We start from the raw sequence: 21,264 nt of genomic DNA, 5'->3' as shown, positions 1-21,264 counted from the left end.
TGGTGGCTCAATAACGTGAAAACGCCCCACGACCTATCCAGTAGTAAGATAAGCACAAGCCGCGTTTAGCCGCCGACCGCCCTACTGCTCCAGCAGCGCGACATCTTCCGCCGATAGCCGCACTTCGGCTGCCGCCAGATTTTCCCGCAGATGCGCCGGCGACGACGTGCCGGGGATAAGCAAAATATTCGGCGAGCGCTGCAACAGCCAGGCCAAAGCCACCTGCATGGGGGTGGCATTCAGCCGGCGCGCGACATCATTGAGCGCCCCGGATTGCAGCGGCGAAAATCCGCCCAGCGGGAAAAACGGCACCAGGGGAATACCCTGGGCGGCAAGCGTATCAATGAGGGCGTCGTCCTGGCGATTAGCGAGATTATAGAAATTCTGTACACAGGCGATGGGGGTGATCTTCCGGGCATCGTCTATCTGCGTTGGCGTGACGTTACTCAGGCCGATATGGCGAATCAGGCCGCGCTGCTTTAACTCGGCCAGCGCGGTAAGCGGCGCTTCCAGGGAGCCTTCCACCGGATGCTGAATATCCAGCATACTGCGCAGGTTGACCACCTCGATCACATCCAGCCCCAGATGACGCAGGTTATCTTCGACCGCTTGAGTGAGCTCTTCCTTTGAAGAGACCGGGTGCCAACCCCCCTTGTCATCCCGGCGCGCGCCTACCTTGGTCACAATACACAGATCGGCGGCATAGGGGTGGAGCGCGTCTTTGATCAGCCGGTTGGTGATGTGCGGCCCATAAAAATCGGAGGTATCAATATGGTTGACGCCGGCGGCCACCGCGTCTTGCAGCACACGCAGGCACATGGCGGGATCCTTGGGTGGGCCGAATACGCCCGGCCCCGCCAGTTGCATGGCCCCATAGCCGATACGGTTGACCTGGCGGTGGCCGAGTTGATAAGTGCCGGCGGCGGTGTTGTTGTTTGTCATAGTGGCTCTCCTGTGCAATATATCCACCATTGTAGGCGCTGCGGTCCTGTGCGACTATAGGGTTAAATAGAGACGGGCTGTGCGGGATTCTGGACAATGCAAATCGATCTTGGGCTGCTGAACGCGGTAATGGCAGTGGCCAAAGCCGGCGGTTTCCGGGAAGCGGCCCGGGCCATCAACAGCAATCCCTCGCGCCTGAGCGATGCCGTGCGCCGCGCCGAGCAGCAGCTCGGCGTGCGGTTGTTTAATCGCACCACCCGTTCCGTGGCGCTGACCGCCGCCGGAAAGATGTTATTGGATCGGTTGCTGCCGGCAATGAACGAAGTGGAATCGGCGCTTGATGCCGTCAACGCCTTTCGCGATACCCCCAGCGGCACCCTGCGGCTGAATGTGCCCGTCAGTGCGGTGCGTTTGGTCTTACCCGGCATCATCCCGGCGTTTCTGGCCCGATATCCTGAAATACAGCTCGAAATAATGGCAGACAGCAATGTGGTGGATATCTTTTCCGCCGGCTGCGACGCGGGCATACGCTACGACGAAAAGCTGGAGCAGGATATGATTGCCGTCCCCATCGGCCCCAGGCGACAGCGTTTTGCCGTCGCCGCGGCGCCCGGCTACCTTGACCGCCGGGGCCGGCCGGTGCATCCCCGGGACCTGCTGCGCCACGCGTGCCTGCGCGGTAAATATGCCAGCGGCATCATGCCGGAATGGGAATTTGCCAAAGATGGCGAGAGGGTCAGGGTGCAGCCCTCGGGACCGCTTATCGTAAGCGTAGGGGCGGCGGTGGATCTGGCGGTGGAAGCGGCGGTGGCGGGCATCGGGGTGATCCAGCTGTTCGAAGAGTGGCTGCGTCCCCATCTCGCCAGCGGCGCGCTGGAGCCGATACTGGAATCCTGGTGGACGGATTTTTCCGGTCCTTATCTGTATTACCCGGACCGGCGGCTGGTGCCGGCGCCGCTGCGCGCCTTTATTGATTTTATTCGCGAGTAGCAACAGTAACTCTATATAGCGACATAATAAGTCAGACCATTCATTAATAAAAATTGATATTTAAGAGACTAAAGAATAAATTTATTTAATAAACAGCCGCCCGTTTAATATTAATTGTGCTTTTACCGGCAAGCACCGTCCCCGTTCAACCAGGCTCACCGAAAAATATCCGGCTAATTAATTATTACACTCCTGTTAATAAGCTGACCGATCTCTCATTGATAACGGCATGAGGCTGTTATTATTAGGTTACTTTTCATCGCCTTTTTACTACCCAAACGCCGCCGTCGGCCGGGTGTGGCCACGCGGCGGGTCAATGTTATTTCGCTGCGGAATAAAACAACGCGTCATTGTCTTGTAAACATAATCTATTATTTGTTTGCCCTTTGGAGGTCATTACATGGCTACCGCACCGGTAAAACCATCTGTTTCACCAACGAACCCGGACCAAGCCTGGTACAGGCTGGATACGAAGGAAACGTTGCGCCAGCTTGACACCACCGATGCCGGATTAAGCGCGCACGAGGCCGCCGAACGGCTGCGCCGCCATGGCGCCAATGAACTGCCCGCGCGCAAAACCCGGCATCCGTTATTACAATTCCTGGCGCACTTTAATGATGTGCTGATTTATATACTGCTGATTGCGGCGGTATTAAAAGGGATTATGGCGCAGTGGGTCGATATGGTCATTATCCTGGCGGTGGCGGTGATTAATGCGCTGATTGGTTTTGTGCAGGAAAGCAACGCTGAAAAATCGCTGAAAAGCATTCAGGGCATGCTGTCCAGCACGGCGGTGGTGATTCGCGCGGGGATTACCCAAACCATTGCAGCCCGGGATTTGGTGCCCGGTGATATCGTCACCCTGCGCCCGGGCGACAAAATCCCGGCCGACCTGCGGTTGTTGGAGGCCCATAACCTGCTGGTGGAAGAGGCCATTCTAACCGGTGAATCGACGGTGGTGGCCAAACATATCGGCGCGATTGATCGGGAGGTGACGATTGGCGATCGCGTTAATTTGCTGTTTTCCGGCACCACCATCAGCGCGGGCACGGCCAAAGGCGTGGTGATAGCCAGCGGCGGCGATACCGAGTTAGGCCATATTAACCAGATGATGGCCGCCATCGATCCGCACCGCACACCGCTGTTGACGCAAATGGATCGCCTGGGCAAAGGCATTTTCATGCTGATCCTGGTGATGATGGGGCTGTTGTTTATCTTTGCTTTTTTCCTGCGCGATATGCCGTTCACCGACCTGCTGCTGGCGCTGATAAGCCTTGCCGTCGCCGCGGTGCCCGAAGGATTGCCGGCGATCATCTCCATTATCCTGTCGCTGGGCGTACAGTCCATGGCGCGGGCGCGGGCGATTATCCGCAAGCTGCCGACGGTGGAAACCCTGGGAGCCATGACCGTGGTCTGCTCCGATAAAACCGGCACGCTGACGATGAATGAAATGACGGTAAAAGCGGTGGTGGTGGCGGATCGCAGCTATCGGGTGGCCGGGGAAAGTTATGAGCCGGTGGGTAAAATTTACCCGCAGGAAAGCGAGCAGGCGGTGGCACTGAGCGAGGATGCCGCCCTGGCGCGCTTTATTACCGCGGTGGAATTGTGTAATGACAGCCAAATCCGGCAGGACGAACGGGGCCTGTGGGGCATTACCGGCGGGCCGACGGAGGGCGCGCTGAAGGTACTGGCCGCTAAGTCCGGCCTGCGGCTTGGCGAGGTCAGCCTGCTGGATAAAATCCCCTTTGACTCCGCGTATAAATACATGGCGACCCGCCATCAGATCGGCGATGAGACCCTGGTTTTCCTTACCGGCGCGCCGGACGTGCTGTTTACCTTCTGTCACCAGGAACTGGCGCAAGAGGGATTACGCCCGTTTCGCCGTGATTTCTGGGAAGAGGAAATGGCGCGCTATGCCAGGCAGGGATTGCGGATGGTGGCCGCCGCCTTTAAACACCCCATACCAGGAGAGACGGGCCTGGAGCATGCGGATATCCAGCGGGGCATGGTATTTGCCGGCATCGCCGGCATGATGGATCCGCCGCGTCCCGAGGCCATCGAAGCCATCGCCCTGTGCCAGCGTGCCGGCATCCGCGTGAAAATGATTACCGGCGACCATCAGGAAACCGCCATGGCCATCGGCGCCATGCTTGGGATCGGCAATGGGGTTGAATCCATTACCGGCAGCCAGCTGGAGCATATGGATGACAACCAGCTGGCCGGCGCCGCGATGCATTATGATATTTTTGCCCGCACCAGCCCGGAGCATAAGCTGCGGTTGGTCAAAGCGCTGCAGGACAAAGGCGGGGTGGTCGGCATGACCGGCGACGGCGTTAACGATGCACCGGCGCTGAAACAGGCCGATGTGGGTATCGCCATGGGAATTAAGGGTACCGAGGTCACCAAGGAAGCGGCGGACATGGTATTAACCGATGATAATTTCGCCACTATCGCCAACGCGGTTAAAGAAGGGCGACGCGTTTACGACAACCTGAAAAAAACCATCCTGTTTATTTTGCCCACCAACCTGGCGCAAGGGCTGTTGATTATCTTCGCCATCCTGGCCGGCGCGGTGATCCCCCTGACCGCCCTGCAAATATTGTGGGTGAATATGGCCACGTCCACCACGCTGTCGTTCGGCCTGGCCTTTGAACCGGCGGAAAAAGGCGTGATGCTGCGCCCACCGCGCGATCCCGCCCGGCATGTGCTGGACGGCCATGCCATCTGGCGTATCGCTTTTGTCGGCACGCTTATCGCCTGCAGCGCCTTTTGGCTGGAATCATTGCTGCTGCCGCGCGGCTACAGCGGCGAATTTATCCGCACGCTGGTCATGCAAACGCTGGTCACCGCGCAATGGATTTATATGTTCAATTGCCGGGTAATGGACCGCTTCCCATTGAACCGGGAAATATTCCTCAACCGGGGATTATGGCTGGTCACCGGCGTGCTGATAGTGCTGCAACTGGCCATTATCTACCTGCCGTTTATGAATCGGGCGTTCGGCACCGAGCCGCTGCCGGCTTTTTACTGGGGCGTTACCCTGCTGGTCAGCATCGGTATATTCATTATTGTTGAAATTGAAAAATGGGTGTTTGCCCGGTTAAGAACCACGGCTAACGCGGCCTAAGTCCAAAGGCCCGGCCATCGGCGCCGGGCTGGCATACCAAACACAGGATTAACCGGATCTTTTCGTCCCGGCCGTCACTGTAAAAGGGGCGTGCCGGGCAATCATCCATAGACCCGTAAACAGGCGAACAGTAGCGCCAGCATCACGATAATAAGCCCGCTGATCAAAGCCAACTGTTCGGCGACACGTCGTTGCATAATCTATGTTCCTCAAGCGAAGTTATAGCGTTCGGTATGGTATTTGGCCATCGGCACATCCATCTCGGACAAGGCGTGTTCAATGGCATCCATCATCACGTTCGGCCCGCAAATAAAGTATTCATGCAAATTATACGGCGGCGGCAGGTGACGCCTGAACAAGGCGGCGTTAATAAAGCCGGTCTCTCCCGTCCAGCCCTCATGGGGGTGGGACAGAACATGCACCAGCGTCAGATCAAGCCGTGCCCGCAAGGCGTCCAGCTCCTCGCGAAAAGTAATGGATTCCCAGTCCTTGCTGCCGTATATCAGTACCACCGGGCGTTTATCGCCACGATCGGCCAGGGTGCGCAACATGCTCATCATGGGGGTAATACCCACGCCCCCGGCAATCAGCACATGCATGTCGGCCGGGTTGCCGATGGTGAATGCTCCGTACGGACCGTCGAGATACACCCGTTGTCCGGCGGTAACCCGGGCGATTTTAGCGGTGAAATCGCCCAAGTTGCGGATCGACATCTCTACGCGTCCGCCTTCCGCCTCCGCGCTGGAGGAGAACGAGAAGGGATGGCCAGTAATATTAAACGGACCCTTCCACAGCGTCAGCCAGCCGAACTGGCCCGGCGTAAAACCAAACCCCTTATGTCCCTCCGGCATCATCACCAAGGTGGTGGTGGCGCCGCGTTCGGCTTTCACCTGCGTTACCCGGTAGGGCCGGCGTAGCATAAAAAGAGGTTTTACCAGGCGGACATACAGCAGCAACGCCAGCCAGAACAGCATCAGCCCGCACCACAACGCTTTTTTTACCGGGTCATTAAGATAAAAGCCCCATGCGGCCATATGCAAAAGTCCCGCCGCCACGGCCGCCACAGCCAGGATGATATGGGTGAGGTGCCACACCTCATAGCTGAGCCTGAGTTTCACCCGCCATAGCGTCATGACGATCAGGGCAATCAGCGAATAGGTGGATATCGCCGCCAGCCTGGCGCGCCAGGGGGCCGCGAAAAAATTAAGCAGCGCGAGCAGCTCCGGGCGGATAATAAACAAAATCAGCGGATGGGCCAGCACCAGGCCAAGGGCGATTAACGAGATGCGCCGGTGGAAATGATAGATAACATCCTCGCCCCAGGGTTTGGTTACCCAGCGAAAGCGCGCCGTCAGGCCGAATTGCAGCCCCATGATCGCTAATCCCGAATATCCCAGGGCCATGGATAACTCGGTCCAGAAATCACGTGCGGGCGGCAGCGAGCCTAACAGCAGGACAAACAGCGGAGCCGAAATAAAGAACAGATAAACCAGCAGCCACAGGCTATTACGCAGCGCAAAGGTAAGCATGGTTAACTCCCCGCACAGATCATTATTATCAGATTTCGGTCAGTATAAGCCTGTTTAACCTGGCAAAAATTGCGTCAGCTCTCCGTTTGTAAATAATCTCTATTAAAAAATAGAGTTCATCTCGAGTAAAAATTAAATTGTGATCGCGGTACGGAATAAGAGTAATTATTCTTAATATTCCAATGGCAGAGAGAGTTAAATAAATAACCTTGTTATTAATATTCCATTGATCATTTTATTTATAAGCTTTTTTTATCGTTTATCCGGGTGGCATAACGCATTTTTATAATATTACCGCCGGTCGCAATGATGGCGTCAGACGTCCCCGGTCAGCGCCGTTACCCGCTGGTAAATAACGAAGATACTTGCCGCTGAGCCAGAAACTAATACATGCCGCCGGGCATTTTAGCCCCGCGGCATGGCAGAACGTAATCACCCGCGCGTTGTTCTTGCGGCCATCCCGTCAAACGGGCTTAGCGCGGCAACGTCTTATCGGTAAAGGCGGACAGATCGCGGTTAAAGCGCTCCGGCTCCTCGATAAAAGGCGCATGGCCCGAATTGGCGTAAAGCTTCTTTTGTATCGCCGGATTCAGCGCCTGCGCGCGGGCCATGGTCGTCGTTGGCCGCACTAGCGCGTCCCGGGCGCCATAAATCAGCAGCACCGGCACCCGGACCTTGCCCAGGGCCCTGGCCGCATCGACTGTTATCGACATCACGGCTCGCTGCATATCCCATGAGGCCATGGCGGCATTGGCGTATAGACGCCCGAAAGTGGCCGCGTCCGGCTGGGTATAGAAGCACAGGCTGAGGAAATCACGTACGGCGTCGAGGTGGGCCTTTAAATCAGGCGCATTCAAATCGCGATAGACCGCAGGATGCGGCGGTAGCTGATCGGGCTTAAGTTCAATCACGCCGTCAACATAAACCGCGCCGGCGATAGGACTATCGCCGTACTCTTCCAGATAATTGGAGATAACGACCCCGCCCAGCGACCACCCCACCAGCACCGGTTTTCGCGCATGCGACGTTTTGATGACCGCGGCGAGATCTTCCGCCCAGCGCCGTCCGTCGGTGTAAGACGCGGCGTCGGTGGGCTTACCGGACAGGCCGTGGCCGCGCATATCGTAGGTAATCAGACGATAGCGCGCAAGCTGCGGGCTGTTGATTTGCCCCTCCCAGTTAAGATGGCTGCCAAGCAGGCCATGGATAAAAATAATGGCGGCGCCGTCGGGATTGCCCGCTTCCTGGACGGCTATTTTTACGCCGTCCGGCGCGGTAATAGTGTAGTTTTTCGTGTCGGCAAGCGCTGCCGGGGAAAAAGTGAACAGCGTGGCGGTCACCACCAGCGCGGACAAGATGCGGCTAAACGTAAATGTGGACATAAGCAATGCTCTTCGGTTGGACAAGAGCCCACAGACTCAACCCTCACACTGATGTCAGGGTCAAGGTAAAAATGTGCTATGCTGTTGCCATGAATAAAACGATTACGCCAGACTCGCTGACCGTTGGCCAGCTCGCGCGCGCAACCGGCGCCAGCGTCCGCTCTATCCGCCACTACGATGAGCAGGGGTTGCTCACGTCCATCCGCACCTGTAACGGCTACCGGTCATTTCCCCCGGCGGCGGTGGCTCAGGTCAGGCAGATCCAGCGCATGATCGCCACCGGCTTTAGCCTGGCGGAGATCCGCGCGTTCCCCGACTGCATGCGGATGATCGAAGGGGCGAGCGCCTGCCCCCAGACCACCGAGGTCCAGCGCAAGCGCCTGGATTCCATCGAGCGCCAGATAGCCGACCTCGAGCGCCGCCGCGCGCGCCTGCTCAAGACGCTGGCCGAGGGCGTTATCCCTCCCCTGGACTGATTTTCTTGCGGCTGGTCATCCCGACCGATCCGATCTGTCTTTGCTACTAACGCTATAACTTATGGCGAAAACGAATTTCACCCGCGCGGTGTTTATGCGCTACTTTCGAAGGGCCGTTCTCATATGCTGGTGCAATTGCGCGTGTTTACTCCGCGACAATAGCGGCTGATGGGCCTAAGCCAATGAGTATTGATGTTTTATATTGTTGGCATAGAAATTGTATATACCTGTCTATTCACACAACTCATTCTACTCTGGAAAAAAATGCGCATAACCCCCCTTAAGCAGATGGTATTTTTCATTGCCGGATTAAGCGCCTTAGCGTCAGCGGCCCAGGCAGCGGATTTTATCGTCGGCAGCAAGAGCTTTACCGAACAGTATATTCTGGCGGAAATCTATGCCTCGGCATTGGAGCAGGCGGGCATTCCGGTTGAACGCAAAATTAACCTGGGCGGCACGCTGATAGCGCAGGCGGCGCTGGTAAAAGGCGATATCGATATGTATCCCGAATACACCGGTACCGCCCTGAGCGCGGTGGTGAAAGGTGAATTATCATCCGACCCGGACAAAGTCTACCAGCAGGTCAAAACCGCCTACGCCGAGAGATATCAGCTTACCTGGCTGGCCCCGGCCAGGCTGAACAATGGCTATGCTCTGCTGGTCAGTAAAGCCACCGCCGATAAATATCGCTTAAAAACCCTCTCCGATCTCGCCAAGGTGGCGCCGCAACTGACCATCGGCGCGGGGGCGGAGTTCGGCGATCGCCAGGACGGCCTGAAAGGACTGGAGCAGGTTTACGGCATTAAATTCAAATCCTTCCGCCAGTTCGCTAAAGTCGGCCTGCGCTATGATGCACTGGCCGCCGGACAGATCGATGTCGCCAACGGTTTCGCCACCGACTGGCAAATCGCCGACGGACAATATGTCTCGCTTGCGGACGATAAGCATCTCTTCCCACCGTATTTCGTCGCCCCGGTGGTCCGCGACCAGGCGCTAAAGGCCTATCCCAACGCGGAAGCGGCGCTTAATAAGGTCAGCGCGCTGCTTGATAACGCCACCATGCAAAAACTTAACGCCGCGGTGGAAAAAGACAAAGAAGAACCGGCCGACGTCGCGCAAGCGTTTCTGCGTGAAAAAGGCATTGTGAAACCCTGACAACCGGGCAAAAGTGATCATGACGTTTCATCTCGGTGGCGACAGTGCTTTAACCGTGGCAACGCTTGCGCGCATAGCGCGGGAAAATCAGCCGGTGGCGTTTAGTCCGGCGGCGCTTGAGCGCATAAAAAACGGCTTTTCTTTTCTTTACCAGCGCATAGACGCCGGCGATCGGATCTACGGCGTGACCACCGGCCTGGGCGCCGGCGTGGATACCGCGGTGCTCAATGGCGCCGACGGGCGCCAGGATAGCGCGCGCCTGCACGCCATCCAGCAGCGTATTCCACTGGCGCGCGCGGTAGGCGTCGGCCCGCTTGCCGATAGCGTACAGGTCAGGGCAATGATGCTGGCGCGGCTTGCCGGCATTGCCGAAGGGTATTCCGGCATCTCATTGCCGAGCGCGCAGGCCTTACTTAATTTATTAAATCTTGGCGTGCATCCGCAGGTGCCATTGCTGGGTTCGATCGGCGAAGCCGATCTGGCGCCGCTGGCGCATATCGGCTGCGCGCTGGCGGGCGACGGAGAGGCGGAATACCGGGGACAGGTCACCGATATCCGCGCGCTGGCGCGCACCCTGGGTTTCACCCTGCCGGCTCTGACCGGCAAGGATGGACTGGCGCTGGTTTCCTCCAATGCGGCAAGCGTCGGCCTGGCCGCCTTGCTGCTGGCCGATATTGCCCAACTGGTTAACGTCCAGGCCGGCGCCATTGCCCTGTCGTTCGAAGCGTTCCGCGCCAACATCTCCCCGCTGTCGTCATGGGCCAGCCGTATCCGCCGGCTGCCGGGAGGAGCGGAATGCGCGTCCCATCTGCTGTCGCTGCTGGCCGGCGGTGTTTTATGCCAGCCCGGCGGCGCGCGTCTGCTGCAAGACCCGCTGAGCTTCCGTTGCGCGGCGTCGGTGCTGGCAAGCGTCTATCAGGCCTTCAACCTGGCCCGGCAGGCGACTGAACTTGAGCTGAACAGCGCTGATGATAATCCGGCCCTGATAGCCGAGGCCGGGATAGTGTTGGCCAACGCCAATTTTGACGCCACGCATTTGGCGCTGGCATTTGAAGCCCTGGGTTTGGCGCTGGCGCGCCAGGCCAGCTGCGCCGCTGAACGCATGATGAAACTGATGTCCGAGGGGGCCAGCGGGCTGCCGCGCTTCCTGACGCCGCACCGCGGGCAGACGGGGTTTGCCACGCTGCAAAAAACCATTTCCGCGCTGACCGGCGATATTGTGCATCAGGCCAATCCGCTGTCCGCTATCACCATACCGGTGGCCGATCGGGTGGAGGACTACGCCTCGCAGGCCATGGCCGTCATCAGTAAAACGGCGCGCCTGGTGGAAAGCCTGCGCTATCTGGTAGCCATTGAATTGATGGTGGCGGCGCAGGCCGTCGATTTGCGCCAGGACCCACAGGCGCGGCTTGGCCAGGGCAGCGCGGCCGTTTATGCCCGCGTGCGCGGACGGGTCGCCGTATTGGATCAGGATCGCTCCACCGCCCGCGATATTGAAAATCTGGCTAAGGCCATTACCGCCCCCGGCTGGCTGAACGCCGGCGAACAGCTTCTGGAGACTGAGTGCCATGCGTTGGGCTCCCAAACACCTTGATGATATCGGCCTGGCCTTATGGCAACATCTTTACCTGGTGGGCATATCGATAAGCGGCGCCTTCATCATCGCCATGATATTAGGCATCTGGAGCGCCCGCCGGCCCAAAACCTATGCGCTGGTGCTGACCTTCACCGGCATGCTGTTTTCCATTCCCAGCCTGGCGCTGTTCGCGCTGTTTATTCCATGGCTGGGAATTGGCCTGCTGCCGGCGATTGTCGGCCTCACCGCCTACGCGCTGATGATCATGGTGCGTAATATCGCTACCGGCTTTCACGCCATTGCGCCCGACGTGCTGAATGCGGCGCGCGGTATGGGTTATGGCTACTGGCGCATGCTGTGGGAGATTGAGCTGCCGCTGGCGCTGCCGTTTATTATCACCGGGCTGCGCATCGCCACCACCACTCTTATCGGCATCGCCACGGTGGCCGCCTATATTAACGCGGGCGGTCTGGGCACCATTATTTTCGCCGGGCTGGACCAGCGTTATCCGGAAAAAATCCTGGTGGGCGGCGGCCTGACCTCTTTGCTGGCCATCGGTGTCGACGCGCTGTTCCTGCTGCTGCAACGGCGCCTGGCGCGACGCGTCCATGCCGTCGTTCGCGTGGAGGCAAACGCATGATTTTTTTGGATGCGTGGCGCTGGATTGCGGCTAATCCGGATCAGTTCCTCGACGCCCTGCGCCAACACCTGGTGATGTGCGGGCTGGCGCTGTTGTTTTCGCTGCTGCTGGCTATTCCGATTGGGGTGAAAGTGGCGGCCTCGCCGCGCGCCACGTTTATCGCCACCAATATCGCCAGCACCCTGAGAACCATTCCCAGCCTGGCGATCCTGGCGGCGGCGCTGCCGTTTTTGGGCATCGGGCTGCTGCCGTCGGTGGTGGCGCTGGTGATTCTCGCCCTGCCGCCGATCCTGCTGAATACCTGCACCAGCATTCAGGCGGTGGATAACGACACGCTCTCCGCCGCCAAGGGAATGGGGCTGACGCGCGCGCAAACAACGCGCCGGGTCATTCTGCCGCTGGCGGCGCCCGGCATTCTGGCGGGCGTGCGCACGGCCGCCGTGCAGGTGATCGGCGGCGCGGCGCTGGCCTCCTTTATCGGCGGCGGCGGGCTGGGTGATTTTGTCACCACCGGCATCGCCATTATGGATATGTCGCGCCTGCTGGTGGGCGCCATCCCCATCATCCTGTTGGCCATCGGCGCCGAACTGCTGTTCGGCGCCGTTGAAAAAATCGGGTTCAAACACGTCCCTAAAGGGTAAACCCCATGATCAGACTGGAAAATATTACCAAGATTTATCCCGGGACAACGGCAAAAGCGGTATTTGACCTGACGCTTGAGATTCCGGAAGGTTCCACCACCGCGCTGATTGGCCCCTCCGGCTGCGGAAAAACCACCACCATGCGGCTGATTAACCGGCTGGAGGACGCCACCCGGGGACGCGTCTTCGTTAATGGCGAAGATGTGACCGCCGTCGATCCCGTGCAACTGCGCCGCCAGATCGGGTATGTTATCCAGAACGTCGGCCTGTTTCCGCATATGAACATCGCGGACAATATCGCCACCGTGCCGCGTCTACTGGGCTGGGATCGCCGCAAAACCGACGCGCGTGTCGATGAGTTGCTGCATCTGGTCGGTCTCGATCCCGTCGATCGCGGCCGCTATCCGGCGGAACTGTCGGGCGGACAGCGCCAGCGCGTCGGGGTGGCCAGGGCGCTGGCGGCCGACCCGCCGGTCATGCTGATGGATGAGCCCTTCGGGGCCATCGATCCGCTGGTACGCGGCCGGTTGCAAAACGAATTTAAGCAAATCCTGCAGCGGGTTAAGAAAACCGTGGTAATTGTGACCCACGATCTCGACGAAGCCATCAAGATGGGCGATCGCATCGCCATTATGCGCGACGGTAAACTCTGTCAGTACGACACGCCCGCGGCTATCCTCAGCAAACCGGCCGATGACTTTGTCGCCGCGTTTATCGGCAGCGACGCGTCGTTAAAACTGCTGGCGCTGACGCCGGTCGGTCATGCGATGACGCCCGGCGCCCAAAGCGGCTATACCCTCTCGGTCAACGCCCGGGCGAGCCTGAAAGACGTGCTGGCCCTGATGCTGGCCCAGGATGCGCCAGGCGTGCGCATTACCGATGACCAACACCAGGTGCTGGGGGAATTAAACCGTCAGCAGCTTTTTCATTATCAGCAAACATTGCTTGCGGCCTGAGCGCCGGACTAAGGGAATTAAATGACTGCACACGTCAATATCAGTTACCTCAATGGCCCGGACATCCAGCAACTGGCGATGACCGACAGCGAAATCCTCGCCGCCGTCGAAGCCGGACTGCTGGCGCAGGGGCAAAACCAAACGGTCATCGAGCCCCGCATGCACCTGATCCCCGATCCGGCGTTTAACGGCCATTTCAACGTACTGCGCGGCTATATCGCGCCGCTTAACCTGGCGGGCGTGAAGGTGGTGGGCGACTACGTGAATAACTACCAACTGGGCCTGCCGTCCGAGATGGCGATGCTCAATCTATTTAACCCGCGCACCGGCATGCCGGTGGCCATCATGGACGCATCGGCCATTACCGATATGCGCACCGGAGCGATTACCGCGCTGGGCGCCCGCCATCTGGCGCGTAAAAACAGCAAAATACTCGGGCATATCGGCGCGCGCGGCACCGCTTACTGGAATGTACGCCTGCTGGACAGTCTGTATGACTTCGATGAAATCCGCGTTCACTCCCGCCGTCCGGAAAGTCGCAACGCCTTCGCGCAGCGCCTGGAACAGGATTTGGGCAAAAAGATTATCGTCACCGCCGATTGGGAAAGCTGTGTGCGCGATGCGGATATCGTGGTCGAGGCGTCACGGCTGGAAAAGCCGGCGCCCATGCTGAAAACCGCCTGGATCAAACCCGGCGCATTGGTCGTGCCCTACGGCACGATGAGCGCGGTTGAGCTGTCGCTGACCGACATCATGGATAAACTGGTGGTGGATGATTGGGGCCAGTGCAAAGGCGGCATGTTTGGCTCCCTGCGGGCGCACGTTGAAGCCGGCAAGCTTAGCGGGGAAACGCTGCATGGCGAATTGGGCCAGATCGTCGCCGGTGTTAAAAGCGGACGCGAGAACGACGATGAAACTATCCTGTTCTGGCATCGCGGTCTGTCGCTCAGCGATATTGCCCTGGGTCATGCGATGCTGGAAAAGGCGCGCAGGCTTGGTATCGGACAGGAGTTACGCTACGCATGATCGCCAACGGACGTATGTATTCGGTCACCGCGGCGGCGGCGGCGGGCTGGAAAACGCTGCTGCAGGCGGTCTACCGGCGCGCCGGCATCTCTGGGGAAGTGATTGATTATCCGGCCCCTGCCCCGCTGGAAGCGCTATGGCAACGTCCGGATCTGGCCGGGGTATTTATGTGCGGCCTGCCGTTTTCGCTCGGGCTGTTTCCCGTCGTGGCCATTGCCGCGCCGGTTCCGCTGCATTCGCTGCCCGATGGCCCCGGCAGCTACCGCAGCCGCCTGATCGTCGCCCGCGATGCGCCCTACCGGCAATTGCGGGATACCTTCGGCGGGCGCCTGGCGTTTACCAACCCGGAATCGCACTCCGGCTACAGCGCCCTGCGCTTTCACCTGCTGCCGTTCCTGCGCCCCGGGCAAACCACATTGTATCGCGAAACCACCGGCCCGCTGGTGACCCCGCGCCGGGTCGTGGAGGCCGTCGCCGGCGGCGACGCCGATATCGGCCCGGTGGACAGCTATGCCTATGAACTGCTGGCGCGCGACGAGCCGGCGCTGATAGAAAAAGTACGGGTGATAGATCACACCGCGCCGGCTCCGATGCCCCTGCTGGTGGCGTCGGCTTCACTGCCGCCGGCCGCGCTTGCCGCCCTGCAACGCGCGTTTATCGCCTTAGCCCAGGACAGTAACGGCTCCGCGCTGCTGGCGGCCCTGCAGCTGCAAGGATTTAAGATCCCCGACCCACGCGACTATCAGTTGCTGGCGCGGCGGGCAGCCGCCGCTGAACAGGCGGGATACCGGCTACTGCGCTGACGGGCCGCGCTCATCTTTATACGGCAGGTCATCACGGGTAAGGCCGATGTCCCGCAATTGCGCGTCATTAAGCGACCTCAGCGCCTTGCGGCTGCGGGAGTGTCGCCGCCACTGTTGATACCGGCCATATAACCGCCGCCACCAGCCGGTATTGCCGCAAGCGATGCGCTCAGGCGCGTTATCAGGGTCCGCCGTAATAAGATTCTTCATGGCTGTCGTCCATCCGCAATTGATGGCAACAGCATGAATCCTTTGCCTAAAAACGAGTAGATTCAACCGATTAATGGTTTGTCATAGACAGATGGCGTCACCATGACACATTATGTTATTTATAGAGGCCATCTGTATCCTTTTCCTGGCTGACCGCTACCAACATGGGTTAATTGACGACACGCATATGGCTATGACCCGCTACCACAATCTGGCTGCCCTGCTGGGCCAGCGTATTGAACAAGGTTTATATCCCATCGGTGTTCGCCTGCCCTCTATCAGGGTGCTCAGCAAAGAGCACGGGGTCAGCATCACCACCGTACAGCAGGCTTACCGCGAGCTTGAAGAACAACAGCTGGTCGAGGCACGGGCTAAATCCGGCTATTTTGTCGCTCACCGCAAACTGCGCCCCGGCCTGCCCGCCGGTTGTGATATGACCCAATGCTCGCTGGCCATCCCGCAGTGGGACCTGGTGCTTGGCATGGCCGGCCCGGCGCAGGCGGGCGAGACGGCCTTTGGGACCGCCGCGCCCGACGTTACCGCCAGTAGCCTCAAGCCGTTAACCCGGGCGTTGAGCCATGTGAGCCAGCGGCAACACCTGCGGACGTTCGATGACGAGGATATCCGGGGTAGCGTTGAGCTGCGCGGGCAAATCGCCCGGCTGATGATTGACGGCGGCAGCCGCATGGATGCCGGCAACATCCTGATTACCGACGGCGGCCGGGAAGCGCTGTCGATTGCGATTCGCTGCGTCTGCAAGCCAGGGGATCTGGTGGCGGTGGAAAAACCCTGTTTCCCGGCCGGTTTGCAACTGTTGCACGGACTGGGCATGCATATCCTGGAAATCCCCACCGACCCGGTAACGGGCATCAGCGTCGAGGCGCTGGAACTGGCGCTGGAGCAATGGCCGGTAAAAGCCATCCTGGTCACGCCCACGGGGCAAAACCCGCTGGGCTGCCATATGCCGATCGCGCGCCGCAAGGCGCTGCTGGAGCTGGCTCAGGGACATGATGTGGCCATCGTTGAAGACGATGTCTACGGCGAGCTGTCTTATCCCTATCCCCGGCCGGCCACGATTACGTCAATGGATTTTTCCGGCAATGTGCTGTTATGCAGCTCCTTTTCCAAAACCCTTGCGCCGGGCTTAAGGGTCGGCTGGCTTGCCCCCGGCAGCTATATGAACCGCGCCGTCCATATGAAATATATCGGCACCGGCCCCACCGCCAGCCTGCCGCAGCTGGCCATCGCCGATTTTATCAGGCAGGGGCATTACCTCAAGCATGTCAGGCGTATGCGTGGTCAGTACCAGCATAATCGGGATGTGATAACCGGATGGGTGACGGATTATTTTCCCTGCGGTACGCGGGTAAGCCGCCCGCAGGGGGGCTTTTTATTATGGATTGAGCTGGATCGCCGTATCGATGCCCAGCGACTGAACCAGGCATTATCAGACCAGGCGGTTTCCATAGCCATCGGCGCGGTGTTTTCCGCCGCCGGTAAATATGACAACTGCCTGCGGATAAATTACGCGCGCCCGCTTTCAGACGAGATAAAGCAGGCCATACGGCAGATCGGTATGAAGGTTCAGCAGTTGCTGGAGCAACCCTGATTTCGTCCGGACCTTAAACAGCCAATGATTTAGTCAGCGTGATAAGCGCCAGATCGTCGCGTAAAGGCACGCCCACGTTGGGATCATTATAGGGAAAGGGCTCCGTATCACCGGTTTTGGCAAAACCGCGCCGTTCGTACCACGCAATCAGCTTATCCCGCACATTGATAACGGAAATCTTGAGGCTCCCGGCACCCGCGTCGCGGGCAAATTTCTCCGCGCCCGCCATGATGCTTTTGCCGAGACCGGCGCTTTGCGCATGCGGGCTTACGGCCAGCATCGAGAGATACCATTCGCCTTGATCCAAGGGCGTGAGCGCCACGCACCCGCATAATTCGCCGCGAGCGGGCTCCACCGCCAGAAGAATGATCGACGCGCCATTCTCTATCATGTCGGCCAGGTCGCGCCGGCTGGTGCGCGGCCCGTCGATCAGCCCGACTTCAGTGGTCCAATCCGGCGCCGAGAGGCCTCTGTAGGCCTGGTTAACCAGTTCCGCCACGCCGTCCAGTTCTTGTGCCCCTGCGATGGATAGCTCCATGTTTTCCTCTGCTTTCTGGCCATTTCCCAGTGCTTATTAAAGCCGCATTATCACCGGCCCGTCAATAAGCAGAGGCCGTCATGACGGCGCGCCCACCCGGTATGACGCCCCCTAGGCGGTCACATCAGCGCAGGCGCGCGGTTTTGCGCATTGTCGCCTGACTTACGGCTGTTCAGGCGTGGGAAACCGGCCCAACTGCTGAAACAAACCGAACCAGTCCTCGAGATGCCAGGTCCTCTTAATGCGCGCCCCTTCGAATTCGTGGAATTCATGGATAGCAAAACCGACCTGTTTGCCCGTCGCCGGAATGCCGAACAAAGGCCCTAGATGGGTGCCGGTAATCTCCGCCCGCACCCCCATGCGCCCGGCCGTCTGGATGACATCGAGGATAGTGATTTTGACGTCGGGCATCGCCGCGATAAAGGCGCGGATAATCGGCTTAAGACCATCGGGGCCGGGACCCTGGCCGGGCGCCAGGGGAATATCGTCCCAGTCGGCGGTGACGGCGATATCCAGCAAATCCGGGTTCTGGTCGTTAAACGCACGGTAGAGCATGTCGACCGTTTGCCGTTCAACACGCAGTTGTTCTGTTTCAGCGAGCGCGGTAGAGGATGTCATTTGCGGCCGTTCCTTTCTGATAAGTGGAAATATAAGGTTGGAGTCTGATGAATCCGCTATTATTTGTCCAACAGATATAAGATATGAATGAGTATTTGATTTATGGATTTCCACGGTATCGATCTGAATTTGCTGGCCGCCTTTGACGCGCTGATGGACGAGCGGAACGTCACCCGCGCGGCGGCGCGCGTAGGGGTAAGCCAGCCGGCGATGAGCGCGGCGCTGTCGCGTCTGCGCGCGTTATTTGGCGATCCGTTGTTCCTGCGCAGCGCCGAGGGGCTGCTGCCCACGCCGCGCGCCAGGGATATCGCGCAACCCATCGCTCAGGCGCTGCGGCAGATAGAAGCGGCCCTGGTGGCCAAACCGGCGTTCATGCCGGCGAAGGCGTCGCTGGCCTTTACCCTCGGGGTGCCCGACTATCCGGCCTTTGTGCTGCTGGCGGCCCTGGTCACGGCGCTGGAAAAGCAGGCGCCGGGCGTGTCGTTAAACGTGCGCGCCTTTACCGGCCGGGATAGCGCCGTCGATCTGCTGGACGCGGGCACTATCGACGTCGCGGTCGGGGTCATGCCCACCCGTCCGGAGACCCGGATAATGACCCGGCCCATCCTGCGGGACGAGTTTGTCACCATTACCCGCCGCGCCGGCGCGGCGGTGGAAGACGCGATGACATTGGAACGCTTCCTGGCCCTGCGCCATGTCCTCGCGTCCCCGGAGGACGACCGGCACGGCCTGGTGGACCAGGCGCTGGCGCAGATGGGCAGGCAGCGTATCCTGGCGCTGACGCTGCCCCAGATGTTCGCGGTGCCCGGCGTCGTGGCGCGGACCGCATTGACGGCAACCCTGCTGCGGCGGGTCGTGCTGAATTCGCCCGTCCGGCACGAACTGGCCTTGTTTGCGCCGCCGGTGGTATTGCCGCCGATAGAATTCCACCTGATCTGGCACCGGAAAAGCGATCAGCACCCGGCCCAGCGCTGGTTCAGGGAACTGATCGCGTCACATGCTTTAGCGTTGCAATAACCATTTGCCTGGCGGGCAAACCGGCGTTACGGTAATTCAGCGATTATTTTTCCCGCGAGGACATGATGACGGCAAAAAACAGTGAAAACGACAACCCCGCTTCCTTATCGGCCATCGCCCTGGCGCAAAAATTACAGGCTTTGGCGCAAACCGGGCTGACCTATACCAAAGATCGTTATGATATCGAGCGTTACCTGGAGCTACGGAATATCGCCGCGCAACTGACAGCCGACGTATTGGCGTTAGATAAGCCGCCGGTATTGGACATGTTCAAACAACAGGAAGGGTATGCCACGCCAAAGGTCGACACCAGGGCGGTAATTCTGCGCCAGGGTAAAATACTGCTGGTGAAAGAGGCCGATGATCGGCTGTGGAGCCTGCCCGGCGGCTGGGCCGATGTCGGCGATAGCCCGTCCGGCGCGGTGTGTCGTGAGGTCTGGGAAGAAACCGGCCTTACCGCCAGCGTGGAGCGCTTGCTGGGCGTATGGGACCGTAATCAGCATGGCCATCCGCCTTATCCCTGGCATGTCTATAAGCTGATATTTCATTGCCGGGAACTGGGCGGTGAAATCCGCTTAAGCGAGGACTCGCTGGACGTTGATTTTTTCGACCCCCTCGACCTGCCGCCGTTATCGTTAACCCGCATCGTGCCGGTAGAAATTGCAACCAGCCTGGAGATTATAAAAAACAATAAAAGCACCTGGTTTGATTAGCGCCAGGGGAAGAATATCCGCGGGTAAACATCGCCACGGATTTCTTCCGGCGGGATATTATTCCCTATTTTCAGCGGTATTCCCGGCTTTGCGTTGCGATATTTCACCCGCCGGTTTCCGGCCCGTCTTCTGCCAATAAGGCGGTAGCAGAAAGCTGGCCACGGCAATAATGCCCAGCCCCGCCCCCGCCAGCAATAATGTTTGGGCGCCGTAGTGATCCATCCAGATTCCGCCCGACATGGCGCCGGCGCCGATGCCGATATTAAAGGTCATCACGTACAGCGCCGACGCCGCCTCCGCCTGCCCGGGCGCCAGCACTATTACCCAGCTCTGCAGGCCGATAATCAGCATGGCGATGGATGCGCCCCATAGCGCCATCACCAGCCAGGAAATACCCGGCAGCCCGGCGAAGCACAGCATCAGCAGTTGGCTGATAACAATACCGATGGCGGAAACCACCGCCAGGCGCATCGGCCGCGGTCCCAGCCAGCCGGCCAGCAGCGTACCCGCGGCACCCGCCAGGCCGAAGACCAGTAACGCCAACGGCAGGCGCGCGCCGCGCATCCCCAGGGTCTCGGTCACCAGCGGGGTGATATAGGTATAGCCGTTAAAATGGGCGGTAATTATCAACAGCGTTACCGCAGCGGCCCCGTAGAGCGGCCAGTTGCGATGGGGAAACCCCGCGCCCTCGCCGCGCGCCGCCACGGCCATCGGCGGCAGCCAGAAATAGCCCATGATAAGGATTATCAGCCCGAACGCGCCGAAGATCGCGAAGCCCTGCTGCCAGTCAAAAGCCTGCCCCAGGGCGGTTGATAACGGCACGCCGGCCACGATGGCCAGGGAAATCCCCGAGAACACCCAGGCGGTGGCGCGGCTGGCCGCCATGCTCGGCGCAATTCTGACCGCGTAGGACGCCAGGCTGGACCAGAAGACGCCATGCCCCAATGCCGCCACGATCCGCAGTCCCATCAGCTGTCCCCAGGAATGGGTTATCAGGGCCAGGCCGTTGCACAGGGTAATAATCCCCAGCAGGACCAAAAATAGCGGCCGGCGATCAATGCGGTTGGTCGAGAGCGTCAGGGGGATTACCGTCAGGGTAATGATCCAGGCATACCCCGTCACCAGCGAGCCGACCGCGGCGTGGGAAACCCGCAGATCCGCGGCAATGCGCGACAGCAGTCCAATAGGCAGGTACTCGGTGGTTTGGGAAACAAACGCGCCCAACATCAATACCAGCAACGCACGTATCATCTTTTGGATATCCAGTAATGAACGGGAGGTGCGTAAAGACCGACAGATGGCGTTAACCATAACCG

General features: G+C 59.3%; 20 protein-coding genes. 13 read left to right on the top strand and 7 right to left on the bottom strand.

The window, feature by feature from the left end; translation table 11 throughout:
* Positions 1 to 81: 81 nt before the first annotated feature.
* Complete coding sequence (locus tag ACL2XM_RS22115; protein ID WP_413731620.1) at positions 82 to 942, bottom strand: aldo/keto reductase family oxidoreductase; 861 nt, start codon at positions 940 to 942, stop codon at positions 82 to 84.
* Between the two features lie 96 nt (positions 943 to 1,038).
* On the opposite strand from ACL2XM_RS22115, the gene ACL2XM_RS22110 reads away from it, so the two are divergent.
* Positions 1,039 to 1,932: a LysR family transcriptional regulator gene (locus ACL2XM_RS22110; RefSeq protein ID WP_413731619.1), complete on the top strand. Its 894-nt coding sequence runs from the start codon at positions 1,039 to 1,041 to the stop codon at positions 1,930 to 1,932.
* A 400-nt stretch (positions 1,933 to 2,332) separates the two neighbouring features.
* On the top strand, positions 2,333 to 5,059 hold the full coding sequence (locus ACL2XM_RS22105) for a cation-transporting P-type ATPase (RefSeq protein ID WP_413731618.1): 2,727 nt from the start codon (positions 2,333 to 2,335) through the stop codon (positions 5,057 to 5,059).
* A 209-nt stretch (positions 5,060 to 5,268) separates the two neighbouring features.
* On the opposite strand, the gene ACL2XM_RS22100 is transcribed toward ACL2XM_RS22105, so the two are convergent.
* Positions 5,269 to 6,588 (bottom strand): ferric reductase-like transmembrane domain-containing protein, encoded by a 1,320-nt coding sequence (locus ACL2XM_RS22100; protein WP_413731617.1) that lies wholly within the window; start codon positions 6,586 to 6,588, stop codon positions 5,269 to 5,271.
* A gap of 473 nt (positions 6,589 to 7,061) precedes the next feature.
* The gene (locus ACL2XM_RS22095; RefSeq protein WP_413731616.1) at positions 7,062 to 7,970 is read right to left on the bottom strand and encodes an alpha/beta fold hydrolase; all 909 of its coding nucleotides are present in this window, start codon (positions 7,968 to 7,970) and stop codon (positions 7,062 to 7,064) included.
* An 89-nt stretch (positions 7,971 to 8,059) separates the two neighbouring features.
* Between ACL2XM_RS22095 and ACL2XM_RS22090 the strand changes: the two genes are divergently transcribed.
* The 8 genes from ACL2XM_RS22090 (at position 8,060) to ACL2XM_RS22055 (ending at position 15,243) form a co-directional block, all read left to right on the top strand.
* On the top strand, positions 8,060 to 8,446 hold the full coding sequence (locus ACL2XM_RS22090) for a MerR family transcriptional regulator (RefSeq protein WP_413729198.1): 387 nt from the start codon (positions 8,060 to 8,062) through the stop codon (positions 8,444 to 8,446).
* A gap of 264 nt (positions 8,447 to 8,710) precedes the next feature.
* The gene (locus tag ACL2XM_RS22085; RefSeq protein ID WP_410012919.1) at positions 8,711 to 9,601 is read left to right on the top strand and encodes a glycine betaine ABC transporter substrate-binding protein; all 891 of its coding nucleotides are present in this window, start codon (positions 8,711 to 8,713) and stop codon (positions 9,599 to 9,601) included.
* 19 nt (positions 9,602 to 9,620) lie between these two features.
* Positions 9,621 to 11,195 (top strand): HAL/PAL/TAL family ammonia-lyase, encoded by a 1,575-nt coding sequence (locus ACL2XM_RS22080; protein WP_413731614.1) that lies wholly within the window; start codon positions 9,621 to 9,623, stop codon positions 11,193 to 11,195.
* On the top strand, positions 11,170 to 11,817 hold the full coding sequence (locus tag ACL2XM_RS22075; protein ID WP_410012917.1) for an ABC transporter permease: 648 nt from the start codon (positions 11,170 to 11,172) through the stop codon (positions 11,815 to 11,817). Before ACL2XM_RS22080 ends, ACL2XM_RS22075 begins: the two co-directional genes overlap by 26 nt.
* Complete coding sequence (locus ACL2XM_RS22070; RefSeq protein WP_410012916.1) at positions 11,814 to 12,458, top strand: ABC transporter permease; 645 nt, start codon at positions 11,814 to 11,816, stop codon at positions 12,456 to 12,458. The genes ACL2XM_RS22075 and ACL2XM_RS22070 overlap by 4 nt, the downstream gene beginning before the upstream one ends.
* 5 nt (positions 12,459 to 12,463) lie before the next feature.
* Positions 12,464 to 13,414 (top strand): ABC transporter ATP-binding protein, encoded by a 951-nt coding sequence (locus ACL2XM_RS22065; protein ID WP_410012915.1) that lies wholly within the window; start codon positions 12,464 to 12,466, stop codon positions 13,412 to 13,414.
* A 21-nt stretch (positions 13,415 to 13,435) separates the two neighbouring features.
* Positions 13,436 to 14,440, top strand: a complete 1,005-nt coding sequence (locus ACL2XM_RS22060; protein ID WP_413721723.1) for an ornithine cyclodeaminase family protein — start codon at positions 13,436 to 13,438, stop codon at positions 14,438 to 14,440.
* Positions 14,437 to 15,243: a phosphate/phosphite/phosphonate ABC transporter substrate-binding protein gene (locus ACL2XM_RS22055; protein ID WP_410012913.1), complete on the top strand. Its 807-nt coding sequence runs from the start codon at positions 14,437 to 14,439 to the stop codon at positions 15,241 to 15,243. Before ACL2XM_RS22060 ends, ACL2XM_RS22055 begins: the two co-directional genes overlap by 4 nt.
* Here ACL2XM_RS22055 and ACL2XM_RS22050 read toward each other — a convergent pair.
* Positions 15,232 to 15,453, bottom strand: coding sequence for a DUF1127 domain-containing protein (locus ACL2XM_RS22050; RefSeq protein ID WP_410012912.1), 222 nt, complete (start codon positions 15,451 to 15,453; stop codon positions 15,232 to 15,234). The two genes, ACL2XM_RS22055 and ACL2XM_RS22050, sit on opposite strands and share 12 nt — an antisense overlap.
* Before the next feature lie 193 nt (positions 15,454 to 15,646).
* On the opposite strand from ACL2XM_RS22050, the gene ACL2XM_RS22045 reads away from it, so the two are divergent.
* Positions 15,647 to 17,062 carry a PLP-dependent aminotransferase family protein gene (locus ACL2XM_RS22045; protein WP_413723518.1) on the top strand — a complete coding sequence of 472 codons (1,416 nt, stop codon included), beginning with the start codon at positions 15,647 to 15,649 and terminating at the stop codon, positions 17,060 to 17,062.
* 13 nt (positions 17,063 to 17,075) lie between these two features.
* On the opposite strand, the gene ACL2XM_RS22040 is transcribed toward ACL2XM_RS22045, so the two are convergent.
* A complete protein-coding gene (locus tag ACL2XM_RS22040) occupies positions 17,076 to 17,600 on the bottom strand; it encodes a GNAT family N-acetyltransferase (RefSeq protein WP_413721724.1) in 525 nt (174 codons plus the stop codon).
* 162 nt (positions 17,601 to 17,762) lie between these two features.
* Complete coding sequence (locus ACL2XM_RS22035; protein ID WP_410012910.1) at positions 17,763 to 18,218, bottom strand: ester cyclase; 456 nt, start codon at positions 18,216 to 18,218, stop codon at positions 17,763 to 17,765.
* A 102-nt stretch (positions 18,219 to 18,320) separates the two neighbouring features.
* Here ACL2XM_RS22035 and ACL2XM_RS22030 point away from each other — a divergent pair, with 102 nt between their 5' ends.
* Both ACL2XM_RS22030 and ACL2XM_RS22025 read left to right on the top strand, forming a co-directional pair.
* The gene (locus tag ACL2XM_RS22030) at positions 18,321 to 19,235 is read left to right on the top strand and encodes a LysR family transcriptional regulator (protein WP_410012909.1); all 915 of its coding nucleotides are present in this window, start codon (positions 18,321 to 18,323) and stop codon (positions 19,233 to 19,235) included.
* Positions 19,236 to 19,297: 62 nt separating this feature from the next.
* Complete coding sequence (locus tag ACL2XM_RS22025) at positions 19,298 to 19,948, top strand: NUDIX hydrolase (protein WP_413731612.1); 651 nt, start codon at positions 19,298 to 19,300, stop codon at positions 19,946 to 19,948.
* 57 nt (positions 19,949 to 20,005) lie between these two features.
* On the opposite strand, the gene ACL2XM_RS22020 is transcribed toward ACL2XM_RS22025, so the two are convergent.
* A complete protein-coding gene (locus ACL2XM_RS22020; protein WP_413731611.1) occupies positions 20,006 to 21,199 on the bottom strand; it encodes an MFS transporter in 1,194 nt (397 codons plus the stop codon).
* Positions 21,200 to 21,264 lie beyond the last annotated feature (65 nt).

Origin of the sequence: Sodalis sp. RH20 (genome assembly GCF_047324205.1) — a bacterium.
Taxonomy (GTDB): Bacteria; Pseudomonadota; Gammaproteobacteria; order Enterobacterales; family Enterobacteriaceae; genus Acerihabitans.
This window is presented reverse-complemented; position numbering and strand designations above follow the sequence as displayed.

Bases quoted from the DNA above. Each gene is read 5' to 3' on its own strand.
- ACL2XM_RS22115 (WP_413731620.1), bottom strand. From the start codon at position 942: ATGACAAACAACAACACCGCCGCCGGCACTTATCAACTCGGCCACCGC.
- ACL2XM_RS22110 (WP_413731619.1), top strand. From the start codon at position 1,039: ATGCAAATCGATCTTGGGCTGCTGAACGCGGTAATGGCAGTGGCCAAA.
- ACL2XM_RS22105 (WP_413731618.1), top strand. From the start codon at position 2,333: ATGGCTACCGCACCGGTAAAACCATCTGTTTCACCAACGAACCCGGAC.
- ACL2XM_RS22100 (WP_413731617.1), bottom strand. From the start codon at position 6,588: ATGCTTACCTTTGCGCTGCGTAATAGCCTGTGGCTGCTGGTTTATCTG.
- ACL2XM_RS22095 (WP_413731616.1), bottom strand. From the start codon at position 7,970: ATGTCCACATTTACGTTTAGCCGCATCTTGTCCGCGCTGGTGGTGACC.
- ACL2XM_RS22090 (WP_413729198.1), top strand. From the start codon at position 8,060: ATGAATAAAACGATTACGCCAGACTCGCTGACCGTTGGCCAGCTCGCG.
- ACL2XM_RS22085 (WP_410012919.1), top strand. From the start codon at position 8,711: ATGCGCATAACCCCCCTTAAGCAGATGGTATTTTTCATTGCCGGATTA.
- ACL2XM_RS22080 (WP_413731614.1), top strand. From the start codon at position 9,621: ATGACGTTTCATCTCGGTGGCGACAGTGCTTTAACCGTGGCAACGCTT.
- ACL2XM_RS22075 (WP_410012917.1), top strand. From the start codon at position 11,170: ATGCGTTGGGCTCCCAAACACCTTGATGATATCGGCCTGGCCTTATGG.
- ACL2XM_RS22070 (WP_410012916.1), top strand. From the start codon at position 11,814: ATGATTTTTTTGGATGCGTGGCGCTGGATTGCGGCTAATCCGGATCAG.
- ACL2XM_RS22065 (WP_410012915.1), top strand. From the start codon at position 12,464: ATGATCAGACTGGAAAATATTACCAAGATTTATCCCGGGACAACGGCA.
- ACL2XM_RS22060 (WP_413721723.1), top strand. From the start codon at position 13,436: ATGACTGCACACGTCAATATCAGTTACCTCAATGGCCCGGACATCCAG.
- ACL2XM_RS22055 (WP_410012913.1), top strand. From the start codon at position 14,437: ATGATCGCCAACGGACGTATGTATTCGGTCACCGCGGCGGCGGCGGCG.
- ACL2XM_RS22050 (WP_410012912.1), bottom strand. From the start codon at position 15,453: ATGAAGAATCTTATTACGGCGGACCCTGATAACGCGCCTGAGCGCATC.
- ACL2XM_RS22045 (WP_413723518.1), top strand. From the start codon at position 15,647: ATGACCCGCTACCACAATCTGGCTGCCCTGCTGGGCCAGCGTATTGAA.
- ACL2XM_RS22040 (WP_413721724.1), bottom strand. From the start codon at position 17,600: ATGGAGCTATCCATCGCAGGGGCACAAGAACTGGACGGCGTGGCGGAA.
- ACL2XM_RS22035 (WP_410012910.1), bottom strand. From the start codon at position 18,218: ATGACATCCTCTACCGCGCTCGCTGAAACAGAACAACTGCGTGTTGAA.
- ACL2XM_RS22030 (WP_410012909.1), top strand. From the start codon at position 18,321: ATGGATTTCCACGGTATCGATCTGAATTTGCTGGCCGCCTTTGACGCG.
- ACL2XM_RS22025 (WP_413731612.1), top strand. From the start codon at position 19,298: ATGATGACGGCAAAAAACAGTGAAAACGACAACCCCGCTTCCTTATCG.
- ACL2XM_RS22020 (WP_413731611.1), bottom strand. From the start codon at position 21,199: ATGATACGTGCGTTGCTGGTATTGATGTTGGGCGCGTTTGTTTCCCAA.